14 protein-coding genes are annotated in these 11,934 nt (G+C 50.4%); 1 reads left to right on the forward strand and 13 read right to left on the reverse strand.

Annotation, left to right across the window (positions count from 1 at the left end; genetic code table 11):
• Positions 1-104: 104 nt before the first annotated feature.
• The 12 genes from ABEW73_RS11125 to ABEW73_RS11180 form a co-directional block, all read right to left on the reverse strand.
• On the reverse strand, positions 105-734 hold the full coding sequence (locus ABEW73_RS11125; protein WP_430173476.1) for a hypothetical protein: 630 nt from the start codon (positions 732-734) through the stop codon (positions 105-107).
• Between the two features lie 120 nt (positions 735-854).
• Positions 855-1,238 (reverse strand): aspartate 1-decarboxylase, encoded by a 384-nt coding sequence (panD, locus tag ABEW73_RS11130; RefSeq protein WP_430173474.1) that lies wholly within the window; start codon positions 1,236-1,238, stop codon positions 855-857.
• On the reverse strand, positions 1,231-2,121 hold the full coding sequence (panC, locus tag ABEW73_RS11135) for a pantoate--beta-alanine ligase (RefSeq protein ID WP_430173472.1): 891 nt from the start codon (positions 2,119-2,121) through the stop codon (positions 1,231-1,233). Before panC ends, panD begins: the two co-directional genes overlap by 8 nt.
• Positions 2,118-3,005 carry a 3-methyl-2-oxobutanoate hydroxymethyltransferase gene (gene panB, locus ABEW73_RS11140; RefSeq protein ID WP_430173470.1) on the reverse strand — a complete coding sequence of 296 codons (888 nt, stop codon included), beginning with the start codon at positions 3,003-3,005 and terminating at the stop codon, positions 2,118-2,120. The genes panC and panB overlap by 4 nt, the downstream gene beginning before the upstream one ends.
• Before the next feature lie 301 nt (positions 3,006-3,306).
• A complete protein-coding gene (locus tag ABEW73_RS11145) occupies positions 3,307-4,287 on the reverse strand; it encodes a biotin--[acetyl-CoA-carboxylase] ligase (RefSeq protein WP_430173468.1) in 981 nt (326 codons plus the stop codon).
• On the reverse strand, positions 4,274-5,572 hold the full coding sequence (locus ABEW73_RS11150) for a CCA tRNA nucleotidyltransferase (protein WP_430173466.1): 1,299 nt from the start codon (positions 5,570-5,572) through the stop codon (positions 4,274-4,276). The genes ABEW73_RS11145 and ABEW73_RS11150 overlap by 14 nt, the downstream gene beginning before the upstream one ends.
• A 43-nt stretch (positions 5,573-5,615) precedes the next feature.
• Positions 5,616-6,779, reverse strand: coding sequence for an N-acetyl-alpha-D-glucosaminyl L-malate synthase BshA (gene bshA, locus ABEW73_RS11155; protein WP_430173464.1), 1,164 nt, complete (start codon positions 6,777-6,779; stop codon positions 5,616-5,618).
• 211 nt (positions 6,780-6,990) lie between these two features.
• Positions 6,991-7,698, reverse strand: coding sequence for a bacillithiol biosynthesis deacetylase BshB1 (bshB1, locus tag ABEW73_RS11160; RefSeq protein ID WP_430171812.1), 708 nt, complete (start codon positions 7,696-7,698; stop codon positions 6,991-6,993).
• A complete protein-coding gene (mgsA, locus tag ABEW73_RS11165) occupies positions 7,698-8,117 on the reverse strand; it encodes a methylglyoxal synthase (protein WP_430171810.1) in 420 nt (139 codons plus the stop codon). Before mgsA ends, bshB1 begins: the two co-directional genes overlap by 1 nt.
• 18 nt (positions 8,118-8,135) lie before the next feature.
• Positions 8,136-8,939, reverse strand: a complete 804-nt coding sequence (gene dapB / locus ABEW73_RS11170; RefSeq protein ID WP_430171808.1) for a 4-hydroxy-tetrahydrodipicolinate reductase — start codon at positions 8,937-8,939, stop codon at positions 8,136-8,138.
• A 17-nt stretch (positions 8,940-8,956) separates the two neighbouring features.
• Positions 8,957-9,496: a tetratricopeptide repeat protein gene (locus ABEW73_RS11175; protein WP_430171806.1), complete on the reverse strand. Its 540-nt coding sequence runs from the start codon at positions 9,494-9,496 to the stop codon at positions 8,957-8,959.
• 49 nt (positions 9,497-9,545) lie between these two features.
• Positions 9,546-9,875, reverse strand: coding sequence for a nucleotide pyrophosphohydrolase (locus ABEW73_RS11180; protein ID WP_076320987.1), 330 nt, complete (start codon positions 9,873-9,875; stop codon positions 9,546-9,548).
• Positions 9,876-10,101: 226 nt separating this feature from the next.
• Between ABEW73_RS11180 and ABEW73_RS11185 the strand changes: the two genes are divergently transcribed.
• The gene (locus tag ABEW73_RS11185; RefSeq protein WP_430171804.1) at positions 10,102-10,971 is read left to right on the forward strand and encodes a YitT family protein; all 870 of its coding nucleotides are present in this window, start codon (positions 10,102-10,104) and stop codon (positions 10,969-10,971) included.
• 45 nt (positions 10,972-11,016) lie between these two features.
• Here the strand turns inward: ABEW73_RS11185 and ABEW73_RS11190 are convergent, their stop codons facing one another.
• A complete protein-coding gene (locus ABEW73_RS11190) occupies positions 11,017-11,877 on the reverse strand; it encodes a sporulation protein YpjB (RefSeq protein ID WP_430171802.1) in 861 nt (286 codons plus the stop codon).
• Positions 11,878-11,934 lie beyond the last annotated feature (57 nt).

The following is an 11,934-nucleotide window of genomic DNA, read 5'->3' on the forward strand; positions in this document are numbered from 1 at the left end:
GGGTAAAAAATCCCCCGTTTCTCCTCCATCGCTCCATACGGCAAAAAGCGATACCAAAGTCTCAGGAATGAGCTCTGGCATCGCTTCTTGTAATGGCTTGATTTCTACAGCAAAGAGATCAATTGGCTGCCGTACTGGAGCTCACCGCGATTCTGCTTGCAGACCTCCAAATTGATAATGGGGTCAGGAAGCGTCGGGTCGCTGTGAATCGCCAGTGCAAAATGCTCCTCGGCTTTCCCTTGTTGTCCATTCAACACCTCGATGCATCCAAGCGCGTTGTAAATCATCGCTCGCATCTTCTTATTGTCTGCCATGGGCAGGATGGACACCAATACATCGGACGCTGGTATGGTTTGCCCCAAATAAAGATGGGACATCGCAATATACAGCTTGATCAGAAGACTATCCGGAAATACTGTGGCGGCCACCTCAAATTGCTGTATAGCCGGCTGGAACATCAACAACTTGTAATAACCTTGGCCGCGAATGAATGCATCAAGCTGCAGTTCAGGCGCTTCGGTAGGTGGAAAAACAGGAGGTGAGGCGGCACTCTCGCGGAAGATAGCCATCTTCTCTTCAAAATGGAGCCATTCCTCGATAATGCCCTCGCTCATGCTTTTAAGCATGTTCCAGTTTTGTACCAGCGCCTGTTTTTGGGGACCTTGAGCAGAAGGGTAATGCTTCACAATTTCATCTAACATGTTGTTCATTTCAGCGAATACATGTTGAAACATAGCTGCATCCCACCCTTAGCGGAAAAATGAGATCAGTGCGTCGACCTGAACTCATTTTCTGTAGAAGACGGTCTTTTCATCCCTTTAAGGCCCCGACACATTTTGGTTCTTAGGAAACCCTTAGAGAACCGCGGCGTGAACCTCACGGTATTGCGTGTTAACCGGCTTATTCAATTCGTCAACGATCACAACCGTTGGGGTGTGATTGTCGTATTCCTCTTTAGACATCATGGCATAAGAAATGATAATGACATTGTCGCCAGGCTGTACAAGCCTTGCAGCTGCCCCGTTCAGACAAATCACGCCACTGCCGCGTTCGCCTTTGATCACGTACGTTTCCAAACGGGCGCCATTGTTATTATTCACGATTTGAACTTTTTCATTCTCCAGAAGGTCTGCAGCCTCCATGAGATCCTCATCAATGGTAATGCTGCCCACATAGTTCAGATTGGCTTCCGTCACCGTTGCGCGGTGTATTTTGGATTTCATCATTGTTCTAAACATGGGATCCCCCTACTTTTGGTTGAAGTAACGCATTGTCAATGAGACGAGTACGGCCAAATCGTACGGCCAGCGCCATAATGACGGTTCGGCCTTCATCCGCAATGCGATATGAGTCTTCCACGGGAACAAGTTCCGGGAAAGTGAGCAATTCTGCATATTCAATATCAGCGAGCACGGAACGGGATATAAAATCCCGAAGATGAGCACGGATCTCTCCTGCCGTCGTCGCTTGTCCCTGCTGGATCATCTCCTGAGCGGTCCGCAGAGAGCCCGACAGCACAAGTGCCTGTTCCCGCTCTTCCGGCTTCAAATACACGTTACGTGAGCTTAGAGCAAGGCCGTCAGATTCGCGAATGATCGGACAAGGCACGATGGTTACATCCATGTTCAAATCTTGAACCATTTGCTCAATGACGGCTACCTGCTGGGCATCCTTCATTCCGAAGAAAGCATAGTCAGGTTTTACGATATTAAACAATTTGTTAACAACTGTGGTAACACCGTCAAAATGCCCGGGACGGGAGGCCCCGCACAACAAAGACGTAATTTCCGATACAGCGATCTTGGTTTTGGTCGGCTGGGGATACATTTCCTGAACCGTGGGAATAAACACCACATTCACCCCTTCGGATTCCGCCAATGCCAGATCGCGTGCCTCATCCCGAGGGTAGGTCTCATAATCCTCACCCGGTCCGAATTGAATCGGATTGACAAAGATGCTAACAACCACCGTACCTGCCATTTCACGCGCCTTACGCATCAGGCTGGCGTGTCCTTCATGCAAATAACCCATCGTAGGCACAAGTCCAACCGGACCATTGCCGGATTCCCGGCGGTCCTTAAGCTCTGATCTTAATTCCGCAATGGTGCGAATCACTTTCATGATGTCGTGCCCACCTTTTCCTTTTTGCTTCCATATAATGTTGTTGTCGTTTCGGAAGCCTTATGATTCTCGGCCTTGAATACGTGCTCCTCCGCCGGGAATGAGCGGTCCTTCACTTCTTTCACATACTGCGTAATGCCTTCACGGATGACAGAGCCGACATCGGCGTATGTTTTCACGAAGCGTTTGTCCCGATAGGGAGACGCATATTTCAATATATCATGGAATACCAGAACCTGACCGTCGCAGTAACGACCCGCTCCGATGCCAATCGTCGGTATGCTCAGCGCTTTGGATATTTCCGCCGCTGCCTCTTCCGTAACCAGCTCCAATACAATTGCGAATGCTCCAGCCGCTTCAAGTGCCTTCGCATCATTCATGAGCCGCTGCGCGTCCTGGGCATCCTTGCCTTGGATGCGGTAGCCTCCAATCTGATTCACCGACTGAGGCGTCAGCCCGATATGGCCCAGTACCGGTACGCCGGACTGGACGATCCGTTTCACGGTGCCGGCGATTTCTTCGCCGCCCTCCATTTTCACGGCATGCGCATGGCCTTCCTGCATCAATCTCCGCACCCCGCGCAGACTTTCATCAATATCTCCGTGGTAGGTCATAAACGGCATATCCGCTACGATAAAAGTTTCTTCCGCTCCACGAGCGACGGCACGGGTATGGTATACCATGTCGTCCAGCGTTACCGGAATTGTGGAGTTATACCCAAGTACGACATTGCCGAGGGAATCGCCTACCAATATCATATCAATATCCGCTTCCTCCGCCAGCTTGGCGGAAGGATAATCGTACGCGGTCAGCATGGTGATCGGTACACCCTTCTTTTTCATGTTCTTCATCTTCACGATGTTCAGTGGTTGTTTGCCTGCCATTGTGACACAGCCTCCTTTGTGTAAATAAGTTAGACACAATAAAAAAAACCTTTTAGCACATGCTTGCTAAAAAGTCCGAAAGGCAAAAAAGAGTCACTCGCGATCGTCCCTTCTGTCTCGGTCCTTTCGGCTCAGAGCAGAATCCAACGTAACCGGCATAACAGTTATGAAGGTGTTCTAAAAATGTAATGCTGTTCATTACCACTTGCTTGTTGAGTGCAATTCGCTCATGCGATACCGCCTCTTGGTCATAGTATAACAAAATCCAACGACGATTTCACCATGTTTCATTTACCTGGTATTAAAAAAGAATTTCACCGGAATATACGGGGATCAGCTCGTCATCCTGATTGCGAACCAGCAGCGCACCATCTCGGTTGAGTCCTGTGGCAATCCCGCTAAAACGGTCACGAGCCGTCTGCACTTGAACTTCCCTGCCCACCGTACCGGATAATGCTTCCCAGAGAGAGGCTATAGGCTCGAAGCCCTGCTCGTTGTACAATTCATATAAAACCTCCATCTCCGCCATGATGGACTGGATCAGCTCTGTCCGATTGACGGTTGCTCCGCCAGCCATGCGAATCGAAGTCGCCACGCTGCGCAGCTCCTCCGGAAAATCCGACTCTTTCAGATTGGCGCTGATGCCGATACCGGCTATGCAATAGCGCACCCTTTCGTCTTCCGTCGCAGACTCCAGCAGAATGCCGCACACCTTTTTGCCCTGAAACAGAATGTCGTTTGGCCATTTGATATCGGTTTGCACACCGGCGCACTTCGTGATCGCACGGCATACCGCTACGCCTGTCAACAAGGTAAGCTGCTGGGTTAAATGCAGCGGTTGCTTCGGTCTGAGCACCAGACTCATCCATATGCCTTTGCCTCTCGGAGAATGGAATTTCCTTCCCATTCTCCCGCGGCCGCCCGTCTGCTCTTCCGAGATCACAAGCGTGCCTTCGGTTGCCCCTTCTTCCGCCAATTGCCGGGCATCTTCCTGCGTTGACGTCGTTTTATCAAGCAGCTTCAGCGGTTTCCCGAGGGTTTGACTGGTCATCCCCGCTGTCAGTTGTTCCACGCTCAGTTTGTCCGGTTCATCCATCAGGCGGTAGCCAAGCCGCGGAACGGCCTCGAAATCATAACCCAAATGTCGAAGCTTATTGATCTGCTTCCATACGGCCGTCCGGCTGATGGACAATTTACGGCTGATCTCTTCTCCAGACAAAAACTGGCCGGAATGCTCCTGGAACATGTTCAGAAGTGCATTGTCTTGATCATAATCCTTCATTATGAATTACCACCTGCTTTGCTTCTTCAATCAACGATTCCTTATCGTTGTTAATTAAACCTGCTGCCGCTTTCTCCAGCAATTGCCCGAGAAGTTCGCCTAGCCATGGACCCCCACGCTTGTCCAGCGCTTCAAGCAGTTCGTTTCCGGTGATGGCCAAATCCTTCAAACTCCGAATTCGGAGTTCCCCGAGCCAACCGTCAAGCTGCTCGATTACGCTTAGTGAAGCAGAGGCCGCTCCCGTTTGGTCCAACGCCGTCTGCAGATACAACCAGCCTTGAGCTGCTTCGACCCCATGGAAAAGAACCAGCTTAATCCACTGAAGCCTAGCGCTTTCGGTATCTTCCCCTTCCTGCTCTTGCAGATAGGATTCATGAAGCGCCAGCAGCTTAACGATGGCTTCCCGCTGCTTATTGGAGAACGTCCATGATCGTAGCAGTCCCTCTGCTGCCTGGGCTGAAATGCCGCAGGCAAGCATCAGCAGCGTCCAGCGGATCGTAGATTGCTCCGGCTCGATCCGATTCATGGCTTCTATCGCCTGCGTGTCATGTCCGGTATACGGAAACGGCGCCTTCATTCGGGCGTACAAGCCGCTGCGGACAAACATCTCCAATCCGCGTAAGGGGGCCGGTCCTGTCAATATCTTTTCAAATTCACTGCGAATGCGCTCCATCGCAATCCAGCTTAAGGTATCTCTCTCCGAGAGAATCCCTCTCCATGTATGTGCCGCGATGTAGAAACCGAACACGGAGGCAAAACGAATGCAGCGAACCATGCGCAGGGCGTCTTCACGGAAACGAAGACGAGCATCGCCCACGCAGCGGATCACCTGCCTGTCAATATCCGCACGTCCGCCAAAGGGATCCACCCAGGATCCATCAATCCCTCGGGCCATTGCGTTCATCGTAAAATCGCGCCGTCGCAAATCTTCCTTCACATCCCTGACGAAAGCAACCTCCGTTGGATGACGATGGTCTGCATAACCGCTCTCCACGCGATAAGTCGTCACTTCGAAAGACTGACCTTCCATCAGCACCGTCACGGTCCCATGCTTGATTCCGGTAGGAATGACCTTGGGAAATACGGAACAGGTGACTTCCGGCAAGGCGGAGGTGGTAATATCCATATCACTGACCCTGCGTCCCATGTATTCATCACGGACACAGCCTCCGACCCAATACGCTTCATGTCCATGCCGAAGCAGATTCCGGATCAGGTCCGCACTCCGCTCGGCCATATCGGGATCCGCGTTGCGCCATCGTATTGAATTAAACATATCTGCCATAGTTTCCCGTTCCTTTATCCGAAAAACAACGAGAGGGCCGAGCTTAGCCGCATACCGGCTTCAGCTCGTTAACCTCCCGTCCCAATACTCGGTAATATATTTCTTCGTACTTGCCCCGTATTAATTCATTGCAGAACATCGTCTTGGAACGATGCAAACAAGCCTTGCGCAGCCGCTCACTAAGCGCTTCATCCTTGAATATTTCAAGCACATGCTGAGCCATCGAATAGGTGTCCCCGATGGGCGCCAAATATCCGGTTTCGCCATGTGTAATCAACTCGGGAATCCCGCCTGCCGTAGAGCCGACGGTAGGCACTCCGCAGGCCATCGCTTCCAGAGCAACCAGGCCAAAGCTTTCCTTCTCGGAAGGAAGCAGCAGCACATCCGCCATCGAAATCACATGTGCAATTTCATCTTGCTTGCCTAGAAAATGCACCTTGCTGGCGAGTCCCAGCTCATTGATCCGGCACTGGATTTTCGGAAGCTCGGGCCCTTCCCCGACAAGCAGCAGTTTCGCCGGCACCTGTTCCTGCACCTGGGCGAATATTTCCAACACGTCCGCTACCCGTTTTACCGGACGGAAGTTGGAAATATGCATCAAAATCTTTTCATTCGGATCTGCATAATCTTTACGAAGCGATTCCGAATCCCGTGGATAATACACCCGCGGATCCACAAAATTGTAGGTAAGGTCAATATCCCGGCTTATATCCAGCAGCTCCCGCGTTTCTCGGATGAGATCCTGAGAAACAGCCGTAACCGCATCACTTTCATTAATAGCGAGTCGAATCAAGTCCTTCAGCGATTCATCCTGCGCCAGAACCGTAATATCGGTTCCATGCAGCGTCGTGACGACCTTCAGCTGGTCTCCGACCATCTGCTTCGCTAGGAAGGCACATACGGCATGCGGGACCGCATAATGCACATGCAGCACATCAAGCTGCTGCATTTTGGCTACCTGAGCCATCTTTGTCGCCAGCGACAAATCATATGGCGGGTATCGAAACACATAGTAATCGTTCACTTCTACTTCATGATAAAAAATATTTTTATGAAAAGTTCCTAATCTGAATGGAATACTGTGAGCAATAAAATGAACCTGGTGTCCTTGCTCGGCCAGGAGTTTCCCCAGCTCTGTCGCCACCACGCCCGACCCGCCCAATGAAGGATAACAGGTAATGCCGATTTTTAATGGATGTTGATTCATGTCAGGCCTCCTTTACGCCTTTATGAGGTTGTTCAAAAAGTCCGATTTTGATCACGAAGTGAATCAAGAAGCAACTCGGCATCGAATCTTGAATTCAGCCGGGCCTTCCGGTGCTCACGTACAAACTACGTACGCTCCGCTCCTCACTCCCTAGCTTCATCCAACCTTCTCGGTGCTGAAAACCGACCTTTTTGAACTCGAATTTTATATATTATGCCTGCTTGGAGCCGAATAGATGAACAACATACGGACTTTTACAAGCGAAACCTTCTGCATAAGGAATAAGCCTGCGCGCTCCAAGCAGTGAATCCCTGGCCCGCACACGCTCGATGTACCCCTCAGTCAACGGGGTAGAGACTGCATCTTCTTCAGCCTTCTGGAACTGAGAACGGTAACAAGACAGGGCCTGCTCTTTAACAGCATAATGATCCGTAACGTCAACGACCAGATCCGTTCTTCCGATATCATTAATGAAATAAAAATAAAGCTCGTCCACCTTAACCGGTGGCTGCTCAGGCATGTAACGACGAAGCTTGGCATTAAATACAGCTTCCTCAACTAAACGGCTGCAAGCCACATGGTCCGGATGGCGATCCTCCCAGTAGGGAGCAAACACAATCGAGGGAGAAAACTTGCGAATCTCAGCCGTGACCCGTTCAATATGCTCCGGCGTCACAAATAAACCGCGGTCCGGCAGTCCCAAATTCGTCCGGACCGTAAGATCCAAAATCCGGGCTGCTTGCTCTGCCTCCTGCTTGCGAATGTCGACGGAACCGTTAGACGACATCTCAGCCTGCGTCAGATCGCAGATCCCGACCGACAGTCCAGCTGCCGTATGCTTCGCAATCGTTCCTGCCATTCCGATCTCGGCATCGTCTGCATGTGCTCCGAAGATTAAGATGTCCAGTTGGCTGTTCATTAGCTATCCACACCCGGTTTGTATTTATGAACGAGTTCCCGCCATGCAAAATCGCCACGGTCCAGCGCTTTAACAAGAATCTCGGCCGTTGCCACATTGGTAGCAAGCGGAATTCCCTGCACATCGCACAGACGAAGGAGTGCATTAATGTCCGGTTCATGAGGCTGTGCCATCAAAGGATCCCGTAAAAAAATGATGAGATCCATCTCATTGTCCGCAACAAGCGCGCCAATCTGCTGGTCGCCACCAAGCGGTCCCGAAGCGAAACGGTGAATGCTGAGTTTGGTTTGCTCCATAATACGGGTCCCCGTCGTTCCCGTCGAGTAAAGATTATGATCTTCGAATACACTTTCATAAGCAATTACGAAGTTGACCATTTCCTCTTTTTTACGGTCATGAGCGATAAATGAAATATTCATAGTAATTTCTCCCCTATGTTAGTCGATAAAATGATCAAATCCATAGACCAAGCCGGTGTAACCCATTACCTTCTCTATCGCCATCTTCACGCCCGGCATATAAGCTGCACGCTCATAGGAATCATGTCGGATCTTCAAGCTTTGTCCGTAACCGCCAAATATAACTTCCTGCTGAGCAAATACACCCGGCAGACGAACACTGTGAATACGGAAGCCGTTATAATACCCGCCTCTGGCGCCTTCAATGACCTCTTCTTCCTTCGGATTGCCTTGCCGGATCTCCTCGCGGTTTGCGGCAATCATTTCCGCTGTCTTGATCGATGTTCCGGATGGCGCATCAAGCTTCTGGTCGCCATGGGTTTCAATGATTTCAACATGAGGCAAATATTTGGCAGCCGCAGCCGCAAACTTCATCATCAGGATCGCTCCGATGGAGAAATTCGGTGCGATCAAACCGCCGATATTCTGCTCCGTACAATGCTTGTCCAACTCTTCGATTTGCTCTGGCGTAAAGCCGGTAGTGCCCATGATCGGACGCACGCCGTGCTTAATGGCCAGAGCCGTGTTGCTATAGGCAAATTGCGGTGCTGTAAAGTCGACCATAACATCTGGTTTCGATTCAACCAGCGCCATCTCCAGATCGGATGTCACCGTAATGCCGCAGGCAGGAAGACCCACAAGCGTCCCTGCATCAACACCTGCATCTGATCGGCCCACAGCGGCAACCAGTTTCAGTTCCTCGTCGCCCAAAACAAGCTTCACTACTTCTTTACCCATACGGCCGCCGGCACCGACGACCGCAACTGTCCATTTGTTTGCCATTGTACATGTCCTCACTTTCAATCCGATGCTGTATCCTGCATATATGATTTCAAGCGCTGTTTGAGTTCCTCCATTATATGCTGAAGCCCACTCTCCTGCGGGTATAATGAGATGACCTCTTTTAGTGTAGAAATGGCGCGCGCATGCTCATCAAGTTCGCTATAGACCAGAGCAAGCCACACGTAGGCTTGAGCGTACAAAGGGTCCATCGCTATGGCTGATTTCAGATGAGACACGGCCTGATAGAGCTCAGACTTGGTCACATCCTTGCGATTTTCCACCATTTTTCTGGCACGCTGCACCAGCTCCGCCGCCTTGATATGCTGTAAGTGAAGCGCATATTCCGGTTTGTCCGGCTGCAGCCTGACGGCTTCCTCCGCGTGAATAATCGCCATCTCCAGTTTGTTGCTTCTGCCGTAGGTAATGGAGCATCGGTAATGCACTTCGGCATCTCCCGGATTCGCAATGATCGCTTGCTCAAACCAACGTAGCGCCTCTTCGAAATCATTTTGAAGGATGCATCGATATGCTTTTTGTATATAACTTTCAGGTTTCACGGGCTGTCCCTCCCCACAGCGGGTTTGGTACAGCATATGTAGCAGCAGCCTAATCGGTGTTTATTTTCGTCCAACGATCAGCATCACGCGTGGCAAATTTATGCATGACTTTAGCGTGCGCTTCCGCGAGATCGATGCCAAGGGAATTGGCAAAACAAATCGTAATGAACAATATATCTCCAAGTTCCATTTCGATGGAATTGTCTGCTTCATCGGCTTTTTTCGGCTTCTCACCGAACTGATGATTAACCTCTCTGGCGAGTTCGCCCACCTCTTCGGACATCCGGGCCATCATGGATAAAGGACTGAAATAACCTTCCTTGAATTGTGATATGTATTGATCGACTTCCTGCTGCATTTCAGCCATTGATTTTTCCAAGACTCTATAACTCCCTTCACTGCGCAGTCTGCCTCAACTTAGAAATATCCAAGCTGTAAGCAGCATTCTCTTATGACGAGCGATTGGTTTTAAACCTATGTTATCGTAAAGCGGATTTGAAAACAAATAATTTTTTATGGCTGGAACATGATCGGCACATACTAAGCAGGTGTACAAGCAACCTGACATACGGGTAATATCCACAATTGGAAATGTGAGGGGTCTTATGAAAACGTCCAAGTTGTTCAATCAGCTTCGTACGATCATTCCGATCATCGCCGGTTCCGCCATTTACGCATTCGGCCTTCTGTATTTCATCATTCCGAATGAACTTATGGAAGGGGGCGTCACCGGCGTTACCGTACTGCTGAACTATGCCTTTAACATATCGCCGTCCATCTCAACTATGGTGCTCAATATCCCGTTATTCTTGGTCGGCATGAAGATCCTCGGTAAACGCCAGTCGATTTACACAGGTCTCGGTATCGCCTCATTAACCCTGTTTCTGTGGCTGTTTGAAGTTTTAATCGATCGCGGCTATGTTGTACCGTTTCAGACCGAGCAGGATTATATTCTTGCTGCGCTCTACGCAGGTGTCACATTGGGCGCTGGACTCGGCATTGTGTTCCGGTTTGGCGGAACGACGGGCGGTTCAGACATCATTGCCAGAATCATTAACCGAAAATTCGGCTTTAGCATGGGCCAGATTATTCTATCCCTTGATATCTTGATCATCGGGCTTTCTTTATTCTTTATCCCGCTCGAGCGGATATTGTATACCCTCGTTGCCGTATTCATCGCTTCCAAGGTCATCGATTTCATACAAGAGGGGGCTTATGCCGCCAAAGCCTTTACCATCATCAGTGATCACGCACCCGATATCGCCCATCGCATATCAACCGAGATGGAGCGCGGAGTAACACTGATCCCGGCCATCGGCGCCTACTCCAAGCAAGCCAAGCATATGGTATACTGCGTCGTATCGAGGCAGGAAATTCGCCGCCTAACGGGAATCGCCAAATCATTGGACCCTCGGGCATTTATTATCATTAATGATGTCAATGATGTGCATGGCGAAGGATTTAAAGAAGAATAGCCCGGTTTGCACCGAGCCTCAATCAGAACAACTATGGATTCCCGCCTACATTTTGCGAGGGAACATGGGTTTTGCGCTATACAACTGACCTCGGTATTTGCGGTATCCCGCAAACGTTAATGCCGCCAAAATGAAAGCGCCGATGACCAGCTGCCACGTCCATGGCTCCTTGACCTCTCCGAGCGGAGCTAGGGCGGGCTCATCCTTTTTCTTGCCAAACAGCGTATTGATCATTTCCTCGCCCTGCGGAACCACTTTTTGCACCTGAGCTGTGTCCCCAGATGACACCAAACCCCCGGCATAAGAAATCCAGGACTCCATCATGTTAACCTCCTCAGGCTTTCGCTGTATGACAACCGAAGGACGGATGAGTTCATAATGTTCACTCAGGCTGTCATACGCTCGTCTCATGCCAGCCTGGTCCTGCTGGATGGCATACTCTCCCATGACCCTCAGGTCTTCACGGATGACCTTGTAATATTGCAGCCATAACGCATCTCTGGTACGAATCAGGCTATCGGTTGCCATTCGGAGTTTACCTGCGGACACCATCCAGTGCTGCGGCTCCTGCGTGGCTCTTGCCGTGGCTTCTTTCATCTCCAAAATGCTCTCGGCCAACGCATGAATCCCTTCTACACCGGTCAATCCCTGAAATGACGAAGCCTCAAACAACCCGGATACCCGGCGAACATCCTCCAGCACGGCTTGTACATTGCCTTCTTCCACATGGCGGTATAGCTGCTCCACTTCCTTGTTAAGTGCCTTGGCCTGTATGGATGCAGCGGGCGAAGTCTCCGACTGTCCGTTTGCCGGGGTAGCCCACCCAACAGGATCACCCATGCTGACAGTAACCAGCATAAGCAGTGCAAACAGACACAGCAGGAGCTTCGGAAAGATTCGAAACATGGGACATCCCTCCTACCGTATATGTATGGCAGAAGGGATGCTCATAGAACCGTGTAA

This window comes from Paenibacillus lautus, assembly GCF_050482385.1.
GTDB lineage: Bacteria > Bacillota > Bacilli > Paenibacillales > Paenibacillaceae > Paenibacillus_AQ > Paenibacillus_AQ lautus_B.